Here is a 21,300-nt window from a genome sequence, read left to right as displayed (position 1 = left end):
TTTTTCCCGCTATCCTTGACTTTGATCTGGTGTTTTTGTCAGTAAACTAAACCTAAATCGGCAGTTTATGCGTTAGATTCTGTGGGCTAAGGAGATCTAGTTTCTGAAACTCTATTTCAATTTAATAACGGTGTTCCTGTGCTTTTTTCAGTAAAGACAACACAATTAATGGTGCTTTTCCTGAGAGTGGCGAGCCTTTGAAGTTTGCAACAAGAAATATTAAGTGTTATGTTGTGGCAATAAACTTCCCGAATGCAACAGGCTCTTTTCCTACTCCCACTATGGCTATAACCTTATTTGTTGCTGTGTTAATTACAGAGACAGCACCGCTTGTTTCTTTCGCCACATATGCTTTAGTCCCGTCCGGACTGAAAGCAACCCCTAAAGGATAACTGCCTACCTTCACTGTGGCTTTAACAGTGTCTGTGGCTGTGTTAATCACAGAAATAGTACCATCTCCATAGTTCGTCACATATACCTTTGTTCCAGCCGGGTTTACTGCAACTCCCCATGGGTATTTTCCTACAGTCACCGTGGCAATAACCTTATTTTTTGTCGCGTCAATTACAGAAACATCGTACTCATTTGTCACATACACTTTTGTTCCCGCTGGATTAACTGCAACTCCGGTAGGGAGATTTCCTACCTTCACTGTGGCTGTGACCTTGTTTGTTGCAGTGTCAATAACAGAGACAGTGTTATCAAGAGTATTCGTCACATATACCTTTGTTCCAGCCGGGTTTACTGCAACTCCACAAGGATAATTTCCTACTTTTACTGTAGCTGTAACCTTATTTGTTTCAGTGTTAATTACAGAGACTGTCTTACTGCCTTCGTTTGCCACATATACTCTTGTTCCCTCAGGGTTAATTGCAACTCCCCAGGGCTTTTTTCCTACCTTCACCGTGGCTGTAACTTTGTTTGTTGCGGTGTCAATTACGGAGACAACGCTGCTTGCTTCTTTCGATACATACACCTTAGTTCCAGCGGGGTTGACTGCAACTCCATAAGGATATTTTCCTACAAGTACCTTGGCTGTAACCTTGTTTGTTGTGATATCAATTACAGTAACAGTGGTGCTACCGCTATTCGTAATGTAGGCGTATTTAGCCGTGCTTGAAGTACTTTGTGCAGTAGTTGCCGATGCAGTAGATAATGTCAAAATTAAAAATAAAACAATAGCTGTTGAAGCTAACGCTACTGAACACAGTTTTTTGTTCACTTTCATTGTCTCACTCCTAATATTTCGTCCTACATCCAGCAGGTAAATTGTTATTTCAAATATTTTCACTGATAGCTTTTTTGTGGGAACTTGCATTCCATCCCATACAAAACGACCACAAAAATGACCTGTCGTTTTTTTTATGATGATAGTTGGGCCATGTTAACATATGTTAAATACAGATCAAATTAATAGGGCATTTGAAAAGCGCTATCCTGATATCCTCTTCATTTCAAGGGAAAATATTCTAACCAAAAAACCTGGAATAATTTTATTACACGTTTTGAAAGTTATTGGTATCTTAATGTGTTTTTTAGACTTTAGTAAACTTTTCAACTTTCAGCAAATATATGAAACCCACTTTTTTCCGTACAGTTTGAAGAGGATACTTATCCTGAAAAATATCCAAATTTTAATGTCGATCTGCCAAATACAGGTTTTTTTCTAAAACTCAGTTCCAAAATCCAGGTATTTTTTTCGTTTTTGGATTTGTAGAAAACCTATCTAAATCATATTCAATAGGCTCTTGAATAAATAGTTAATAGTGTTTTAAGTAGTTCAGTTTAAACAATTGGAAGTTCTTGATTTCAGAGAATTTCTACATAACCACGTTTTTTAATTAACAGATTGAACCGAAGTTTATAAAATCATGAAAATTGGGATGTAGCTATAGATAATTTGCAGGTGTAATAAAAAATTTACTAAGTACCTGATCCATGTAGTTCAACTTTTACGTCATTCCATCTTGAACTCATCCACCGTTGGTAATTATATCTAGGACTTACACACTTGAGAATCGAAATCAATTACGGCAAATACTGTGGATTAAAGTCACATATTAGACAGTTAATGATCTAACACTGTTGATTTTTCACTTCAACTGCGTAAGTCATAATATCGTTTCCACATTATCTATAAGAACCATTATAGGAACTTTGTTATATTGATTATATGTTAGATCCTTCACGATAATAGATTAACTATATTTATTCCACGATTACTGATTTACCCTATATTTAGATTTTTTATATTAAAACGTTTTTAGTTCTTGTCCAAGGGCCTCTTTTTTGGTTACGGTCTCTGTTTTATGTATTACTTGATGCGGCTTTATACTATGAAATCCAAATTCAAGCTGAATTTACAAAAAACTCAGTATTCAGCCCATTCAAATTGTAAATCAAATGTAAATTTAAGGTAAACTCTTAGATTTAGACAAACTTTTAGACATTAGATAAAAGTTATACACAGTCAGTTTTTGAATTTCAACCTGATACAGAAGATTGAAGTTTCTTCACTCAGAAAAAGATAAAGGCACAGGGAACTAAGAAAAACTGATGCTAATTCTGAAAACAGAATAAGAGAAAACAGAAGTAAGGTCTGTTTCAGCCGCCCACTACGATTCTTCCATTGTGACCAGAACAGACCTTTGAGTTCATCACGTTTAGCCTTTATTTTTTCGTGTTTCAGTTTAAGAGTTTATTTGTTTTCAGAGTATATTTCCGGTCTTGTGTTTGTTGGCACCTTTATGAAGTTTGTCTTCGTTAAGTACTACTCCTGCTGCATTACTTCCTGTAAATGTAATCCTATAGAATCCCAGGAGGTTTACAACCGTTTTCAAAGTAGCAGTCACTTTGCCACTTTTATATATTTCCATTTTAATTTTGTACTACTTCCTGCTGCATTTGTTGCTGTGAGTTTAACCGTGTAAGTTCCTGCTGCTGAATATGTGTGTGTTGGACTCTTTTCTGTTGAATATTTCCCATCTCCAAAATCCCACTTCCATGAAGTTGGCGATCCTTTGCTCGTCTCCGTAAATGTTACCTTTAGTGGAGCGTTTCCTGATAGCGGCCAGCCCCAGAAATCTGCAGTTGGAACATCTGCAGTTGGAGCTTGTGAAGTTTTCACTATGATATACTTTGATTTTGTTGCTGTGTTGATGCCTACAGCATTGGTTACTTTAAGGGTTACTGTGTACTTTCCTGCTTTTGAATACTTATGAGTTGGATTCTGGTGGAATGACTTTGTTCCGTCTCCAAAATCCCATTTCCATTTCATGGGTGATCCGGTACTTTTGTCCGTAAATTTAACGTTTAATGGAGATTTTCCTGATGTTGGAGATGCAGAGAAGGCAGCAACGGGTTTTGATGTCACGGTTATATACTTTGATTTTGTTGCTGTGTTGATGCCTACCGCATTGGTTACTTTGAGAGTTACTGTGTATTTGCCGGCTTTTGAATACTTGTGAGTCGGATTCTGGTGGAATGACTTTGTTCCGTCTCCAAAATCCCATTTCCATTTCGTGGGTGATCCGGTACTTTTGTCAGTAAACTGCACTTTCATTGGGGCTTTTCCTGAAGTCGGTTTTGCAGAAAAAGCAGCAACTGGTTTTGTTATCACTTTTATATATTCTGTTTTTGTTACCGTGTTACTACCTACAGCATTCTTTACTGTTAAGCTAACAGTATATACTCCTGCTTTTGAATACTTGTGAGTCGGATTCTGGTGGAATGACTTTGATCCATCTCCAAAGTTCCATATCCACTTTGTGGGTGTTCCTGTGCTTGTGTCAGTAAATTTAACCTTCAGTGGTGCTTTCCCATAAGTTAGAGAAGCAGAAAATGCAGCAACAGGGAGGTTTGGTTCTGGTTCTTCACTTGAAATAGTGCTCATGTAAATATCGTAGTTTCCATTACGATTATCGGTATATACTACTCTGTTACCATAGATAGCAGGATCATCCCAACCATAGCTGGTAATTTTAAACTTCTGATTAGTGGAAAGATCGCACATGTATATACCATGATATTCCCCACCATCGTCCTCCCCACCATCATCCTTCCACAATATCCTGTTACCATAGATAGCAGGAGACACCTGGTTATCTGGACTGCTGGTTATCTGAGTTTCCTTTTTAGTAGAAATATCATACATATAGATATCATAGTTTCCTTCGCGGTCGTCGGCATATACTATCCTGTTACCGTAAATAGCAGGGTTGTCTGCTGGTCCGCTGCTGGTTATCTGAGTTTCCTTTTTAGTGTAGAGATCGTACATGTAAATATCATATTTATAATCATTATCTCGGTCATCCAGCCAAACTATTTTATTACCATAAATAGCAGGATTGTATGCTCGTCCATTGGTGGTGATTTGAGTTTCCCTGGAAGTGGAAAGGTCATACATGTAGATCTGCCAGTATTCCTCGTAACCATGTGTCCACACTATCTTGTCGCCGTAGACTGCAGAGTTCCCCGTATCTTCATACCCAGATTCATAATTAGAGATTTGAGTTTCCTTTTTAGTGGAGAGATCATACATGTAGATATTACAGCTTCCATTGCGCTTATCCGTCCACACTATCCTATTCCCATAGATTGCAGGATCCCATTGATATGATGTATTAGTGGTGATCTGAGTTTCGGTGACCGTGGGCGAACCGCTTTCAGCTGTAGCTGCTGATGCTGCGGAAGAAAATAAAAGCAAAACTAAGGATATTGAAAATAAGATTATTTCATAAATGGCCTCTTTTTTCTTCATTAAACTCACATATAGTATTCAGTTAGAAAAATTTAATTCAATTGTTAAACTTCTAGAAACTATACTTAAATTTTTTCATTTTTTAGTATATATTTATAAAAGTAAGTTTTATTTGCTTATTTATAAAAAAATCTAATTTTATAGGCTCAAATCTTTTAAATATATGGGAAGATACAATGCTAAAAAACGGAAAAAGAGAAAACATGATAAAAAGAAAAGAATAAAATGATAAAAAGAAAAGAATAAAATGATAAAAAGAAAAGAATGAAATGATAAAAAGAACAGAAAGAAAAAACATTAAAAATCAATAAAGAGAGAACAGTTTCCTGTCCACATTCTTCCAGGCAATTATTTGTGGGCAAAGTACGCCACACATTTGTCTATTTCTACCGCTTCGATCCTGCAAAAACTAACTCGAACTGTGTGATTCTGTTCTGTACGTATGTGCAAACGCTTAATGTTGAATACGTTCTATCTGTTGAATACATTCCATCTGTTGAATATGTTCCACTTGTTGAATATCTTCGATCGTGTTTGTTGAATCAGTTGGCAACATAGCCGTATCCATATCCTTTTGCTACCCAATTCTCAAGACTGTGATCAAATGGTTCTAATATGTTTGAGCCGGATCCTACCATAACGTAAGGCGATACAGCCCACATAACGTTATCATAAACATTAATTGATCCGTTTGCATTAAAACTCCCAATGCCTGCACTGCTGCTTGATCCTTTGAAATCGTGCATGATATTATGATGGACATTCACGTTCGTCAGTGAATTTACCATCTCAACGCAACACCATCCAGACTCGGCACTACCTGAAAACGTATTGTGATCCACTTCGATGTTTGTGCAATCGTTTATTCTGACACCTGTATTGGTTTGAACCTCAACATCACAGTTATACATTCTGGAATCCTTAGTACCTGATAAGAATCCTACACCATCATGCCCGGTCGAATGCATTCTGCAGTTATATACTTCTATTCCAGAGCTTTTAGTGATTCTTACACCATCACTATACAAATAGCGGGTGAATAAAATATCATGTATTTTACTATCCTTCGAAGACCGGAATTGTATGCAGTTTCGATAGCCTCCGTGACCTCCATCACCAGGCCCGGTCGCCGTACTTTTGAACTGAAGATCGCATACTTCAACGTTGGAGACACCTGACCCGAATATATATGCAGGTGCTCCTCCAGAGTTACAAACTGAACCGGTAGCAAATATTATTGTATCGTCGCCTGCACCTTTCAGTACCACATTAGATTTCAAAACTATGGGTGCACTTATCTGATAAGTGCCAGCACCAAGGAAAACATATCCAGAGTTACTTGATGTCGCTCCTGATGCTACGGTATTTATTGCATTATTAATTTCATTCTGGGCATCGGATCCAGACGTCGGATTTATAGTTATTGTTTTCTGTCCGCCTAAAGCAGCGGGCACGGTTGTTAAAATAAGACATATTATCAGGAATAGGGTTCCTACCTGCCTTTTTAGCATCGTATCACCTTTGGGTTGGATTTGGAATTTGGTTCTCTGCGATTTATGTGGGTCAGACATATTGCACACAGAGTCTCGCTCTCCAATCACATTATAGGGGTCAGTCATTGGAAGTGAGATTGGACATTAGAAGTTTTTGCTTTTATCATTCAAAACTTGTTACTGACCAAAGATGTTATTCTTCTGGTCAATACATCCTGTTTCACTAACTACGACCTCTAGCAAAGTCAACTTGATTAAAAAGTTTTTCTATTCCTCTTGTTTAATTACTAAGTTGACATTCCAGAATTAGAAATGTTATATTATAAAATAGTTTGTATTTTTTTAAAAAAATTTAAAAAATAAATACTGCAATATCTTAAAAAATCATAAAAGTTATTAAAGAGTAACTGAACTTACTTGAATACTTCTGCCATTAACCTCAAAAATTCGGAATAAAGCTATATAATTTTTAAGAAACTGGGCAATAAAATACTTTTGTTTTCCTTATAGTAACTGAAAATTTATATGACGAAACGTAAAACCCCTGAAATGTGTTAATGGCAACGTGCCAATTTTTCTGTAAAATCACAAATCTCAAGAGTCATTATATAAAAAATTTCAGGTAGAAAGATTAATTTTCTCCATAGTACACAACTTTCTCATTATTGGAATAAGCAAAAAAGTTAACGGAAAGTAGATAAAAGAAAGAGAACAGTTTCATATTCTCCTTTTATCAGAAAATAAATTGTGGGCAAAGTATGCCACAACTTTGTCTTCCTCTTCTTCATTGATCCTGCAAATTCCGAACGAACTATACGAGTTCAAACTGTAAGATCATGTACTGTAGTACGTATGTGCAGGACTCTTAACGCGGAATATATTATCTATTGAATATGTGTCGTGTTTGTTGAATTAGTTGTTAAGAGAGCCGTATCCATAACCTTTTGCGACCCAATTCTTAACGCTGTGGTCAGATGGTCCTAGTATATTTGAGCCTGATCCTACCGCAACGTACGGCGACACATTCCACATAACATTATCATGAACGCTAATTGATCCGCTTGCATGAATATTTCCAATGCCTGCACTGCTGCTTGAGCCTTTAAAGTCATGCATTATATTATGATGGACATTTGCATTTGTCAGTGAATTTTCCAGCTCAACGCAGCACCAGCCAGAACCGGTACTACCTGAAAAGGTATTGTGATCCACTTCAACATTCACGCAATTGTCTATCCTGACACCTGTATTGGTTTGAACCTCAACATCACAGTTATACATTCTGGAATTCTTAGTACCTGATAAGAATGATACACCGTCGTGTCCTACGGAATGCATCCTGCAGTTGTATATTTCTATTCCAGAACTTTTACTGATTCTGACACCATCACCGTACAGATAGCGAGTGAATAAAATATCATGTACTTTACTATCACTCGAAGACGTGAATTTTATGCAGTTTCTATAATCTCCGTGACCTCCATCACCAGGTCCGGTCGCCGTACTTTTGAACTGAAGGTCGCATACTTCAACGTTGGAGACACCTGGCCCGAATATATATGCAGGTGCTCCTCCAGAGTTACAAACTGAACCGGTAGCAAAGATTATTGTATCGTCGCCTGCACCTTTCAGTACCACATTAGATTTCATAACTATAGGTGCACTTATCTTATAAGTGCCAGCACTAAGGAGAACATATCCAGGGTTACTTGATGTCGCTCCTGATGCTACGGAATTTATTGCATTATTAATTGCAGTCTGGGCACCTGATCCAGACGTCGGTTTTACAGTTATTGTGTTCTGTGCGCCTAACACAGCGGGTACGGTTGTTAAAATAAGGCATGTTACCAGGAATAGGGTTCCTATCTGTCTTTTTAGCATCGTATCACCTTTGGGTTGGGTTTGGAATTTGAGTGGACTCAAAAAACCATAGGGTTAGAGCCTATTTTTTCCCAAAGCACATACGGTCGTTAAACTAAGGTATGCTGTCAGGAATAGGGGTTCCTGATTTATTTTTAGCATCGTATCACCTTTGGGTTGGATTTGGAATCTGCGTAAACTCAAAAAACTATAAAATAGTTATATTTCTCCAACAGTTGATACGATTGTTAAAATAAGACCTGCTATAAGGAATAGGGTTCCTGTCTGTCTTTTTAGCATTGTATCGCCTATAAGGTTGGACTTATTTGAGTAAACTCAAAAATCCAGGATAATCGCATACTCTTTCCCAGATATTTCTCAAAATTCCATATTACGTACTCGTAATGTTTTTCCGAACTATCTAATTAGACCGAGTTCATATCAAATATCTAATTACGCCGGGTCTATACGGTAATTCAAAGATTCTTATTACGTCTGCGTAATATTTTTGAATCTATCCATTCAGTTCTCTGCGATTTATGTGGGGCAGACACGTTGCACACAGAGTCTCACTCTCCAATCACATTATAGTGATCAGTCATTGGAAGTGGGGCCGGATATTAGAATTTTTGGCTTCTATCATTCAAAACCTGTTACTGGCCATAGGATGTGATTCCCTCTGGGCAATAATTACTTTTTTACTAATACGGCCTTTAGCCATGTCAACTCTTCTGAAAGGTTTTTTCCTCTCTGTTCTTTAGCTAAGTTGACATCCAGGGTTTATACAGGTTATATTATAAAATATTTTTGTATTTTTTAAAAAAATCTAGGAAAGTATGCAATATACAGCACTATAAAGTTATTAAAAAGTAATTAAATATTATGAAACAGCTTGATTGTATCTATCTTTCCGCAAGTGCAATAAGAAGCTGTACTATGAATTGTGTCATAAGCTACCTTTTCCATTTGAGGTAAGTCTAATGTGACATGCATAAATGGTAATGTTTGTGTGTGAAGCTCACACGACAATATTAAGAACTCAAGGAACCTGACTTTGATATATCACTAGTAAAAATATTCAGGTACCCAGCGAAAGATTCTGGGTATCATAATTTTATCTGACACAGTTTCCTCTATCAACGACCCAGAAATACTTTATGAATTTTAATTTTAAGTATGTGTGAGTCGTATAATAGTATATTGGAAGTATAATCATATATAACTTTTTATCGCCCCAATTTTTTAAATATAATAATTAACTGTTATTTTTAACATAACATGAAAATACAAAATTGAATTGGCACCCACTACTCCTATTGATTCTCTGCTTCTTATCAAATTTAAGCTTTGTATGGTAATTCACTGATCAGTTTAGCAATAGTTTGAAAAACCATAATTAGGACAACTTTACTACCCAAGGTAATGACGAGATCAATAATCAAAAAAGGGTGAATTGAAAAGTACTTTCATTTCTTTGTGCTTGTTATTAGAAGAATATCATATGCGTTTAGTCTGATAGTTTAATATTAAACATAAAAAGTATAAACCAAACATAAAAAATACAGCAGGTTACTTCTGTTCTAATACAATGAAAACAACGAAAGAATCTGAGAATTGAACAAGAAGAGCTAAATTGAACAAGAAAACAAAAACAAATAAAGCCCCATGGATAAATGCAACAACGAGTAAAGTCTATCAAAATTAACGTATAAATAAAAGTTTGAAATAAAAATTTGGTGGGGCCGCTGAGATTTGGACTCAGGTCGCAAGACCCCCAGTCTTGCAGGATGGACCAGGCTACCCTACGGCCCCGCAGAGCAGGTTGTACTTCCTCAATGGCAAACCTCTTTGTTCACCATCGTTAACTATTGTAATCAAATATGTAGTATAAATGAGTATCGGTGGAAGAGCGTAGAGAAATTCTTTTCACTATATTTTTTACAATAGTCCATAACTCATAGACGTCATCCTTATCTGAATTTCTTAGTAGAATCTACTCTATTACGGTTTTTGGAAATCAGCTTCTTAAGGCTTACCCAATATGCTTTTTGCCCTAAGGACTCTCTGGATAATGGTAATGTGGGAAAACACAGCTACAAGTACCAGAGCCCAGCTTAGAAAACCTGAAATTCCGCCCAGGGCCAGGAGAATCATTCTTTCCGTACGTTCGGCAATTCCTACTGACAGTTTCCGGCAGCCTGCGGATTCCGCACGGGCACGAGTGTAACTTACCAGGAAAGAGCCTATCAGGGCAAAGCCTGCCCAGAGCCAGCCTTCTATTTGCACAATCGGGGGAAGGACAAGCCTGCCGTTAACCGCGCCTGCTATTATTCCTAAGAACATTAGACCATCGGAGTACCGGTCACAAACCGAATCGAGCACGCCTCCAAAAGGCGTAATTCGGCCTTTTGCCCTTGCAACTCCTCCGTCAAGGACATCAAAAATCCCGCTAAAAAGAATAAGAAGACCACCTGCAAAAGGTTTGCCCAGCGCAAATGCTGCCCCTGCAGCGATGCTTACGGCAAAACCCAGCAACGTGAGGGTATTCGGAGATAAGGGAATCAGGCGGGCAATAGGAATTATCAGCTTTCTTGCGCTGTTTTTGAGTTCGTTGAAGATATTTAACCCCTTCCTTTTACTGGCTGCGTATATAGCTACATATAGATGATAGTATGGTTGAATATTAGCTTATCTTTTTTGGGAATAAACCTGTCCGCACTTCTAATCTGTTATTAAGGTTTTCCTGAAGTTCATGAACAGTTATCCGGACAGAATGTAGACAGGGGGAATAAAAGAATTTCTGTCAAAAAGAGAATGTTTAAAGATTTTCTGGCAATTTTAAAGGATTTTTTCAGTTACTTACTGACTTCGCAGTAGTTTCTGAGTGGTTTTTATGATCTCTAAGCGGTTTGTGAGTGATTCTCGTGAACCTTTAAGTGGTTTCTAGGGTTTCTTTCAAGAAATAACTTATAAAATTCATATCAAGGAGGAAGCTTTAAGAATTTCCTGTCAAAAAGGAAGTTTTAATGATCCCCTATTAAAGATATCTGTTAAAAATACCTGCTAAAAGTACCTGTAAAAATAGCTGTTAAAAATACCTGTTAAAAATGGACATTATAAAGAGACAATAAGTCGCATGAATTTAAAATGATATGGAGTTAAAAATGGACATCGTAGAAAAACACAGGTCAGAGTGTAAAGAATGTGGACAATGCTTTAAGGTTTGCCCTCGCTACAATGACCCGGGTTTGTTTAACCGGTTGTATGGATATCTGGAAGGAAAATCGGAAATTGATGCAGACTATCTGCTGCGCTGCCTTACCTGCGGGCTCTGTATAAATGCCTGCCCAGTGGGATTGGGAATAAAAACGCTAATTTCTCCTGCTAGGAAGAAGTGGGTCAGTGAACATGGACTTACCGACAGGCAGACAATGCTAGACCCTGGAGCTGAGAACAACCTCTTTAAGAAGATTGCCGAGCTGGACGAAACTCCTGCGTATAAAGAAAGTTCAGGTTCAGTAGTCTATTTTCCTGGCTGTGCAGGTACGTATATTAACAAAATTATGGCACAGGCTGCGATTGCGCTGCTGGATAAGGCCGCAGTCGATTATACTGTTCTGAGTGGGGTCGAATACTGCTGCGGAGCCGTATCTGCGGGAGCCGGAGATCCAGGTCCTATTCACAGGAACGGACAGCGGAACATTGAAGAAATCCGGAAAAGGGGAGCTAAAACTCTCATTACAGCATGTCCTGGCTGTTTTAAGGCATTTAAAGATATCTACCCTCGAATTTTTGGGAAACTTGATTTTCAGGTGCTGCACGTTTCCCAGTACCTTGAGCTTCTTATAAAGGAAGGAAAACTCACACCTGAAACTGTGCTCAAGCATAAAGTCTTTTATCATGATCCATGTCATCTGACCAGGGCAATGGGAGTATATCAAGAAGCAAGAGATGTGCTTGAGCAAATTCCTGGCACCGAACTTGCCAACAAAACCCCTGAAAATTCGGCATGTTGCGGCTATGGAGGTGGAGTAAGGGTCAATTATCCATCTGAGTCCCTGGATGTGGCATCTGACCGCTACAGAGCTGCCGAAAAAATGGGATGTGATATAATTATCACGAATTGCGGGGGCTGCATGCAGAATCTTATTGAAGCCGGACAGAACGAAAAAATAAGAGTTTTTGACCTTGCCGAATACCTTTCCCTCGCCTGCGGAATAAAAATCGAGAGGGAAGATCCTAAAATGCTGAAACTCGTCAACAGGGCTTATAAACTCTGTATTTCTGGATATGGAGGCTCAGAAGGCTTATAATCTACCTTTTACTCCCCATATCCTTTTTGATTTCATTACTTTTTTGATTTCACTATCTTTTTGATTTCACTATCTTTTTGATTTCATTATTTTTTTGATTTCACTATCTTTTTGATTTCATTATTTTTTTGATTTCACTATCTTTTTGATTTCACTATCTTTTTGATTTCATTACCTTTTTGTCAAAAGAAACCTGTCATTTGCAACATACAGGACAGATGTAAAGCTGGCAAGATCTGTACCCACTGTGATTACATGATAAAAAGTCTCGTGACTCATGAAAGGCTCTTTCTGTAGCTTATTTCAGCTTTGCGATTAAGGAACTATTTACTAATCCTTTCCCTTTACGAATCTGTTCCGGAAGCTTCCAAATTAAGGTAACTATAGATGACATACCTTTTTTTTAACGAATAAAAAGATATATATATTGTCACATAGTACAATGATTGCCGGCTATCTGATTTGAAAGGACGCAAATAGAGATAAAGGTAAAAGGGTGAGACAAATAGCAGTCTACGGAAAAGGAATTACTGGAATGTCCACTGCAATGCAAAATCTGACTACGGATTTTTCGACCATAGGCAACAAAATTTTGCTTGTAGGGTGGACTTGAGAGCAGATTTCACCAGAATGCTACTGGTGATCTGAACCGGAATAAACTTTATAAAAGTACACTTTCGATATTTAATATTTATATTTTTTGATAATTCTATTTTATTTTCTTCCTTAATATACTAGGAGTTACGCAGTTGGCTCCTAGCATATTGTTTTTTCCAAACTTTCAAATATTTGAATTAATTTAACGTGTATTGGGGATTCCTTAAGTATTCTGTCACTGCCACTCTTCTAATTTTCATAGCACTTTCAAACCAGGATATTCCACTTTTGATTCTTTGTAATTCCAGTCTAAGAAAAGCTCTTAATGAGAACATTATATGTGCTCTTTGTGATTCTTCCTTTCTTGCCTGACATTTTTCGACACCACAGAACTGTTTTATTCCCCTATGATATTCCTCAATTTTCCATGACTTCTTTGCCAAATCTTCACGTTTTGCTTCATCCATCTCTTGCACATCTGTAACCCAGTGTTGCGTGTCTCCATTTTTTGAAACTATCCTAAACACCTTTACAAATCCATATGCTTTGAGGTGAACCACACGTCCTTTTGGAGGAATATCTACTGTTTCAAGTGGCACATTTCCCTTGTTGTCAGGATTTACCAAACGATTATTTTTCAATCTTGTAAGGAAATGCCACTCTTTCTGTCTAATGGCTTTAAGGTTTTTCACACTTGCATACCATGTATCAAATAAAACGAATTTGGGATTAAAACCACGTTCTTCGGCCTTGTCAAGCATATCACGGAAATGGTCATTCTTTGTTTTGTCGTCTACATCGATGTTATAAATTCGAAAATCGATAGGTATAACGGTTGTACCGTCAGTCCAAACTAAGGTAACCAGGCCTATTCCCTTTACAGTACGATGATGTTTTCCACTCCACATACGACGAACAAAAGCAATTTCTTCTGCGTATGGTTTATCTAATGTTGAATCATCAACAATTAGGTATCCTCCCTTAAGCTTGACATAACTTTTTACTTCCTCCCATAGTGCTTCCGTGTCTGGAGGTTGCCTTTGAAGGCAACGAGTAAAAGCATCATGAGAAGGAGCATTAGCTATGTCTGGATAACATCTAGCAGCTTCAGTACAGCTAAAAACGTTAGAAGCCGCAATGAGAAAATTAATGTAGTCAATGTCGGTACACTTAGGTGGATTTATGTCCATAACTCCGTACGTTTTTAGAGAAACACTAAGCCATAAGTATATTTATAAAGATATCAAGTTTTCGGCATTTTAACTGCGTAAGTCCTATATACAAATAAAACCGGAAAAACCAAAAACTATAAATATTACCCCCAAATTCATTACAGAATTTTTAGAAAAATATATATATTCGAATGACCAACAAAGTATTAGAGACATCTGAGAAATGAGTTATCAGACGGGATTAAAATGGCACGAAAAACACTCCCTCTGCTAAAACACTCATGAACCCCAATCAGCGTAATCATGAATTCCTCATGATTTTATTGTCTCGCTTGAGGTGATCATGGCTTCCCACCCATGGTGATCGTGAGTTTCTTCCTGTATATTCATCGCTTCACCCAGAAGCATGAGCTTACAGCCTGAATGTTCACGAATAATCGTGACAGAATAATCGTGATAATTACAGGAGAGAAGTCTCTATAGTTCAAAAACTAAAACGGAGGATGCAACATTAGCAAAGAAGAATTGCTTCAGGAACTTGCAGATGCTATAATTTCCTGCAAGAAGGATACAGTACTCGCTGTAGTTGAAAAAGCTAAAGGAGAACTGGAACCTTCCGAAATAATAGAAAAAGGACTTGCAGCAGGCATGAATGAGGTTGGTGTCCGTTTCGAGAGAGGAAAATTGTTTCTGCCACATGTGATGATGGCTGCCGATGCGATGACTGCAGGAGTTGCAGCTCTTAAGGATCTTATGCCTGAAGGGGCTTCCGGCTCAAAGCTCGGTGTTATTGTGAACGGTACCGTAGAAGGTGATGTTCATGATATTGGAAAGGCAATCGTATCCACAATGCTTCAATCTGCCGGCTTTGAAGTACATGACATTGGCCGTGATGTTCCAATCAGGAATTTTATTGAGAAGGCAAAGGAAGTCAATGCTGATATGATTGGAATTTCCGCTCTTATGACCACAACTCTCCAGGGACAGAAAAGTGTAATTGAGCTCCTCAAAGAAGAAGGACTCAGAGATAAAGTAAAAGTCATGGTAGGCGGTGCACCTGCAACCCAGGCCTGGGCTGACAAAATCGGTGCAGACTGCTATGCTGAGAATGCAACCGAAGCTGTTGCAAAAGCAAAAGAGCTGCTGGCTTAAATCATTCTTATTCGGAGGTTATAAAAATGGCAAAAAATAATGCAGTTGCTGGATTTAATGCACTTAATGGCGTAGAATTAAACCTTTTTACCACTGACGAACTTAAGGCAATTCACTATGCAACCATGGAAGTTCTGATGGACCCAGGAATTCAGGTTTCTGACCCAGAGGCAAGGCAGATCTTCAAGGAAAATGGCTGCGAAGTTAATGAAAAGACAAACGTTGTAAAGATCCCTGAATATCTTGTAAGAAAAGCTCTTCAGCTCGCTCCCTCCAGATTTGTACTCTGGGGCCGTGATAAAAAATTCAACACTGTACAGGAATGTGGTGGTAAAGTACACTGGACCTGTTTCGGTACCGGTGTTAAGGTCTGCAAATACCAGGATGGCAAGTATGTGACAGTCGACTCCGTCGAAAAAGATATTGCAGACATCGCAAAACTCTGTGACTGGGCAGAAAACATTGACTATTTCTCACTGCCAGTCTCTGCAAGGGACATTGCAGGTCAGGGTGCACAGGATGTCCACGAAACACTTACCCCTCTTGCAAACACCGCAAAACACTTCCACCACATTGACCCTGTTGGCGAAAACGTTGAGTACTATCGGGACATTGTAAAGGCCTATTACGGTGGGGACGAGGAAGAAGCAAGAAAGAAACCTATTTTCTCCATGCTGCTCTGCCCTACCAGCCCACTTGAGCTCAGTGTAAATGCCTGTCAGGTCATCATCAAGGGTGCCCGCTTTGGAATTCCTGTAAATGTCCTGAGTATGGCAATGTCAGGTGGTTCTTCTCCTGTATATCTTGCAGGCACTCTTGTAACCCACAATGCCGAAGTTCTTTCAGGAATAGTACTTGCCCAGCTGACAGTACCTGGAGCTAAAGTCTGGTATGGAAGTTCCACAACTACCTTCGACCTCAAGAAAGGTACAGCACCTGTTGGATCTCCTGAACTCGGTCTTATCAGTGCTGCAGTTGCAAAGCTTGCCCAGTTCTACGGCCTTCCCTCCTATGTGGCAGGTTCCTAGTCTGATGCCAAGGTTCCGGACGACCAGGCAGGCCACGAAAAAACTATGACCACTCTTCTGCCTGCTCTTGCCGGTGCCAACACCATCTACGGAGCTGGAATGCTTGAGCTCGGAATGACATTCTCAATGGAACAGCTTGTTATTGACAATGATATCTTCAGTATGGTTAAGAAAGCCATGCAGGGAATTCCTGTCTCGGAAGAAACTCTTGCAGTCGAATCTATCCAGAAAGTAGGCATCGGAAACAATTTCCTGGCCCTTAAACAGACCAGGCAGCTTGTGGATTACCCGTCCAACCCAATGCTCCTTGACAGACACATGTTTGGAGACTGGGCTGCAGCAGGCTCAAAAGACCTTGCAACAGTTGCACACGAAAAAGTAGAGGACGTTCTTAAAAACCACCAGGTAACCCCAATCGATGCAGACATTTTCAAGGACATGCAAGCAATTGTGGACAAGGCTGACAAAGCCTTCAGAGGCATGTAATTAATATTCAGATATTCAGGAGATCTAAAAATGGCAAACAAAGAAGAAATCATTGCAAAAGCAAAAGAAGCAATCACCGATTTTGACGATGAACTTGCAGAAGAAGTAGCAAATGAAGCCCTTGCTGCAGGAATTGACCCCGTAGAGCTTATTGAGAAAGGCTTTACCGCAGGCATGGAAGAAGTAGGAGAAAAATTCGGCCAGGGCGAACTTTTCCTGCCACATGTACTTGCAGCTGCTGAGGCAATGAATTCCGGTATAAAAGTTATCACCCCTGAAATGGAAAAGCGCAAGTCTCAAACCAAAAGCCTCGGAACCGTTGCTATCGGAACCATCGAAGGCGACATCCACTCCATCGGAAAGGATATTGTAGCTTCCATGCTTAACATTGCAGGTTTCAAAGTAGTGGACCTCGGAAGAGATGTCCCAATTAACACTTTTGTAGAAAAAGTAAAAGAACTCAAACCCCAGGTTGTTGCATCCTCCGCACTTATGACAACCACGATGGTCAACCAGATCCAGATTGAGGAACAGCTGAAAGAAGCAGGTGTTCGCGACCAGGTAAAGACCATGGTCGGTGGCGCTCCTGTTACCCAGGACTGGGCAGACAAGATCGGCGCAGATATCTATGGTGAAAGCGCTAATGACGCAGTCGCCAAGGTAAAAGCAGCCCTGAATGTCTGATAAAGCAGCCTTAAAAAACGGTTTTAACTGCAGAAAATGTATTCAAGCATACATTTTCTGCAACACTCTATTCTGTGCATTTTTGTGAGACTGTAGCTCAGTATATAGATAGAACAGTTCTTGCAAATCGTATTGCCCAAGGGAATATTACAAAAACTGCTAAAAAACAACAGTTGAATAGAAGTTTGAACCTAAGTTGAAAAATATTCCTGAGATATGAGACCCGCAAAAGGAGCTTTTGGGCTGCACTTTCAGGTTGTGGAGATGGACTGGAGATTATGTCCTGAGGGAACTCCACAGCGTTCTGAAAAATGGAGGGAGTTTTCGTGGATTTGAAAGCTTTAAAAAAACAGGAAAGTAAAAGAAAAATCAGTAAAGGGTACATGTGGGCCTTTTTCTGTGCTATATTCTGGGGAATCTGGTATTTGCCAGGAACCGTTGTTTGGGTTCTTAACCCTTTTGATGAAATGAGTAGTGCTATCGCTAAAACAAGTGGAGACGGCATATCTCTTGTTGTGACTGCCGTACTGATTACTGCCTTTAATGCATTGGCTGTCATGCTGGCACTTATGGTCTGGAACGGAGTACTTGGAAAATACGGAGAACTCGTAAGGACTCTTAAGGAATTCCATCCCTGCTCCAAGTGGTTCTTCCTTGCTTCTATCTTCGGTGGTCCTATGGCAATTCTAGGTTCTTTCATTGCTATGGGCTTTATCGGGGGATCATTTGCAGCTGTTGCAGGCCTTCTTTACCCTGTAGTGGGTTCAATTCTTGCTTACTACTGGTATGGAGAAAAGATTTCCAAGAGGGCGGCAATCGGTATTGCAGTCATCGTTCTGGGAGGTATTTCTATTTACGGTGGTGGACTTTTTACTGAACTTTCTTCAGGTAACGTCCCCTGGATAGGATATCTCGGAGGTTTGATGGCGGCTGCCGGCTGGGGCATTGAAGGTGCAATTGCAGGCAAAGGTCTTGATATTGCAGAACCGGATGCCGGGTTGACTCTTCGCTTCCTTGGTGAGAACATAATTTGGTGGATCATCATTGTGCCAGTTCTTGCACTTGTGGGCTTTCCGATGTACTCGTTTGCACTGCAGGCATTTGATCCTTTGACCATACTGATCTTGGTCTTTGCAGGTATCACCTTTGGTTTCTGCTACGTTACATGGTACAAATCTTTTCCACTTATAGGAGTTGGGAGAGGCCAGGGAATTGGAAACCTCTATGGACTCTGTGCTATCATCTTCTTATTCCTCTTCTTTGGAGATGTTCCGGATTGGACTATTATTATAGGCGGTGCTCTCTGTATCGCTGGAAGTTTCATTATGTTTACTGAAGACGCAAGTGAACTTGAAACTCTGAGAGGTGAGTAAAGTGAGCAAAAATCGTCCTATCAAGTTCAGAATCCTGGAACTTTTCCTGGACGGAAACGAACACTGGAACTATGAAATCGTTTCGAAGATCCAGGAAGAGTACGACATGAGGAGCAATTTCCAGAGAGACAGCATTAACTTTGACATCATTGAACTGGCGTCTGGAGGAATGCTGAAGGATGTGGAGCAGAAAGTTGACGAAAACGGAATCTACAAAAAAGGCTTTCTACTGCACAAGTATATGATAACAGATTTCGGCAGAGTTCGAGGCTCTGATGCCTGCTTCAGATATGTTTGATTCAATGGAGGATAAAAATATGACGCAAACAGCAGCGGCTTTAGCAGCTTACAATGCATATTGGGCAAATTCCTTCATACCGGAAGCAAAGATTCTGTGGATGGTTTTGATCCTTATTCTGGCGATAATAGCTCTCTGGCAAGCCAGAACCTTTGTATCCCAATTCTGAACCCCAGAATACAGTTTTCTAAATCTGAATTAAAATAAAAAGAAAGGAGACTAAAAATGGCAACTGAATACGCTTTGCGTATGGGAGACGGTAAACGTGTCTACCTTACCAAAGAAAAAATTGTGTCTGAAATTGAAGCCGGGACTGCAGATGCTGCCGATCTCGGTGAAATTCCGGCCCTGAGCGCCAATGAAATGGACAAGCTTGCAGAGATCCTCATGATGCCCGGCAAGACTGTTAGTGTCGAACAGGGTATGGAAATTCCTGTAACACACGACATCGGTACCATCAGGCTTGACGGTGACCAGGGCAACAGCGGTGTTGGTATTCCTTCCAGCCGTTTAGTTGGCTGCATGACGCACGAGCGTGCTTTTGGTGCTGACACAATGGAACTCGGGCACATTGATTACAGCTTCAAGCCTGTCAAACCTGTTGTATCAAACGAGTGCCAGGCAATGGAAGTCTGCCAGCAGAACATGGTTATTCCGTTGTTTTACGGCGCAATGCCAAACATGGGATTGTATTATACTCCTGATGGACCTTTCGAGAACCCTGGCGACCTCATGAAGGCTTTCAAGATTCAGGAAGCCTGGGAATCAATGGAACATGCTGCAGAACACCTGACAAGAGACACTGTCTGGGTTATGCAGAAACTCTTTGCCTCCGGTGCCGATGGGGTCAACTTCGACACAACCGGTGCAGCAGGCGACGGTGACATGTATGGTACACTCCATGCGATTGAAGCCCTCAGAAAAGAGTTCCCTGATATGTACATTGAAGCAGGCATGGCTGGAGAATGCGTACTTGGTATGCATGGAAACCTTCAGTACGACGGAGTAACCCTTGCAGGTCTCTGGCCTCACCAGCAGGCTCCTCTTGTTGCAAAGGCTGGAGCAAATGTTTTCGGACCAGTATGCAACACCAATACCAGCAAGACCTCAGCCTGGAACCTTGCCCGTGCAGTTACTTTCATGAAGGCAGCTGTCGAAGCATCTCCAATACCATGTCACGTTGACATGGGAATGGGTGTGGGCGGAATACCGATGCTTGAAACGCCTCCAATTGATGCAGTTACAAGGGCGAGCAAAGCAATGGTAGAAATTGCAGGCGTAGACGGCATATAGATCGGGGTCGGCGACCCTCTGGGTATGCCGATCGCACACATAATGGCTTCAGGTATGACAGGAATGAGAGCTGCAGGAGACCTTGTTGCAAGAATGGAGTTCTCAAAGAATATGCGCATAGGCGAGGCAAAAGAATACGTAGCAAAGAAACTCGGGGTCGACAAGATGGACCTCGTAGACGAGCACGTTATGCGCGAACTGCGTGAAGAACTCGATATTGGTATTATAACGTCAGTACCAGGCGCTGCAAAAGGTATTGCTGCAAAGATGAACATCGAAAAGTTGCTTGATATTAAGATTAATTCCTGCAATCTCTTCAGAAAGCAGATAGCTTAAGGAAATAATTCAGGTAGAAGCCTGAATGTTCCTCGACAGCAGGGATAAACAAGATCAAGATTGAACAAACTTGGACCTGCCAAAAAACAGCAGTAAAATAACTATAAACTCTTCAGGCAGGTCCGAAAAGTTCTTCCTTATAAAATAGCGACCACCTTTCCTGCTGTCATTTTCTATTTTTTTGAGAGTTTACTTATTATCCTGATACATCCATCGAATCTTCAACTGTAACCTGCTCTTCCTTGTAGCTATTGCTGTATCTGGCAAGGTATTTGCACCTGGAGAAAACTTAGTATTTACAATCTTAATAACCTGTTTATTAGCAATCAGAATTGCTGGTTGTATGTCTGCAGAGGGGTTGTATGTCTGCAGAGGATGAGTCCCCCAGTAATACCAATGAAGCAGTATCCCTGCAATTTCTAGAATTTTGTCAGTTTTTACATTGAAATGAAACTG

General features: G+C 39.9%; 14 protein-coding genes, 1 tRNA gene and 2 pseudogenes. 9 read left to right on the top strand and 8 right to left on the bottom strand.

From position 1 onward, the window contains the following. Positions 1-226: 226 nt before the first annotated feature. From MSBRM_RS02485 to MSBRM_RS02460, 7 genes are all read right to left on the bottom strand, one after another. Positions 227-1,228 (bottom strand): glutaminyl-peptide cyclotransferase, encoded by a 1,002-nt coding sequence (locus tag MSBRM_RS02485; protein ID WP_048123246.1) that lies wholly within the window; start codon positions 1,226-1,228, stop codon positions 227-229. A gap of 1,480 nt (positions 1,229-2,708) precedes the next feature. Further along, positions 2,709-2,852 carry a hypothetical protein gene (locus MSBRM_RS19925; protein ID WP_155396498.1) on the bottom strand — a complete coding sequence of 48 codons (144 nt, stop codon included), beginning with the start codon at positions 2,850-2,852 and terminating at the stop codon, positions 2,709-2,711. After that, a complete protein-coding gene (locus tag MSBRM_RS18645; RefSeq protein WP_052712662.1) occupies positions 2,849-4,759 on the bottom strand; it encodes a PKD domain-containing protein in 1,911 nt (636 codons plus the stop codon). The genes MSBRM_RS19925 and MSBRM_RS18645 overlap by 4 nt, the downstream gene beginning before the upstream one ends. 542 nt (positions 4,760-5,301) lie before the next feature. Then, the gene (locus MSBRM_RS02475) at positions 5,302-6,270 is read right to left on the bottom strand and encodes a right-handed parallel beta-helix repeat-containing protein (protein WP_048156712.1); all 969 of its coding nucleotides are present in this window, start codon (positions 6,268-6,270) and stop codon (positions 5,302-5,304) included. An 894-nt stretch (positions 6,271-7,164) separates the two neighbouring features. Then, positions 7,165-8,133, bottom strand: coding sequence for a right-handed parallel beta-helix repeat-containing protein (locus MSBRM_RS02470; RefSeq protein ID WP_048156709.1), 969 nt, complete (start codon positions 8,131-8,133; stop codon positions 7,165-7,167). A 1,713-nt stretch (positions 8,134-9,846) separates the two neighbouring features. After that, positions 9,847-9,924: transfer RNA gene (locus MSBRM_RS02465), tRNA-Pro, on the bottom strand. A 213-nt stretch (positions 9,925-10,137) separates the two neighbouring features. After that, the gene (locus tag MSBRM_RS02460) at positions 10,138-10,677 is read right to left on the bottom strand and encodes a CDP-alcohol phosphatidyltransferase family protein (RefSeq protein WP_176722129.1); all 540 of its coding nucleotides are present in this window, start codon (positions 10,675-10,677) and stop codon (positions 10,138-10,140) included. A 599-nt stretch (positions 10,678-11,276) separates the two neighbouring features. Between MSBRM_RS02460 and MSBRM_RS02455 the strand changes: the two genes are divergently transcribed. Then, entirely contained in the window at positions 11,277-12,425 is a 1,149-nt protein-coding gene (locus MSBRM_RS02455; RefSeq protein WP_048120093.1) for a (Fe-S)-binding protein, read from the top strand. A gap of 496 nt (positions 12,426-12,921) precedes the next feature. Next, positions 12,922-13,038 (top strand): hypothetical protein, encoded by a 117-nt coding sequence (locus tag MSBRM_RS21985; RefSeq protein WP_230628809.1) that lies wholly within the window; start codon positions 12,922-12,924, stop codon positions 13,036-13,038. A 181-nt stretch (positions 13,039-13,219) separates the two neighbouring features. On the opposite strand, the gene MSBRM_RS02450 is transcribed toward MSBRM_RS21985, so the two are convergent. After that, positions 13,220-14,212, bottom strand: a complete 993-nt coding sequence (locus MSBRM_RS02450; protein WP_048155834.1) for an IS701 family transposase — start codon at positions 14,210-14,212, stop codon at positions 13,220-13,222. A gap of 492 nt (positions 14,213-14,704) precedes the next feature. Between MSBRM_RS02450 and mtbC the strand changes: the two genes are divergently transcribed. From mtbC to mtbB, 7 genes and pseudogenes are all read left to right on the top strand, one after another. Beyond that, positions 14,705-15,346 (top strand): dimethylamine corrinoid protein MtbC, encoded by a 642-nt coding sequence (gene mtbC / locus MSBRM_RS02445; protein WP_048120097.1) that lies wholly within the window; start codon positions 14,705-14,707, stop codon positions 15,344-15,346. Positions 15,347-15,372: 26 nt separating this feature from the next. Then, positions 15,373-16,860 (top strand): annotated as a pseudogene (gene mttB, locus MSBRM_RS02440) ([trimethylamine--corrinoid protein] Co-methyltransferase). A 30-nt stretch (positions 16,861-16,890) separates the two neighbouring features. Beyond that, positions 16,891-17,544, top strand: coding sequence for a methyltransferase cognate corrinoid protein (locus MSBRM_RS02430; RefSeq protein ID WP_048120103.1), 654 nt, complete (start codon positions 16,891-16,893; stop codon positions 17,542-17,544). A 311-nt stretch (positions 17,545-17,855) separates the two neighbouring features. Further along, positions 17,856-18,917 (top strand): DMT family transporter, encoded by a 1,062-nt coding sequence (locus MSBRM_RS02425; RefSeq protein WP_176722153.1) that lies wholly within the window; start codon positions 17,856-17,858, stop codon positions 18,915-18,917. Position 18,918: 1 nt separating this feature from the next. Next, positions 18,919-19,215, top strand: coding sequence for a hypothetical protein (locus MSBRM_RS02420; RefSeq protein ID WP_048120107.1), 297 nt, complete (start codon positions 18,919-18,921; stop codon positions 19,213-19,215). A 19-nt stretch (positions 19,216-19,234) separates the two neighbouring features. Next, positions 19,235-19,384: a hypothetical protein gene (locus MSBRM_RS20740; protein ID WP_176722154.1), complete on the top strand. Its 150-nt coding sequence runs from the start codon at positions 19,235-19,237 to the stop codon at positions 19,382-19,384. A gap of 56 nt (positions 19,385-19,440) precedes the next feature. Continuing rightward, positions 19,441-20,844: pseudogene (gene mtbB / locus MSBRM_RS02415) on the top strand ([dimethylamine--corrinoid protein] Co-methyltransferase). The last annotated feature ends 456 nt before the right edge of the window (positions 20,845-21,300 follow it).

The sequence above is a fragment of the Methanosarcina barkeri MS genome, assembly GCF_000970025.1.
GTDB lineage: Archaea > Halobacteriota > Methanosarcinia > Methanosarcinales > Methanosarcinaceae > Methanosarcina > Methanosarcina barkeri.
Note: the sequence above shows the minus strand (reverse complement) of the source record. Positions and strands in the feature narration are given on the sequence as shown.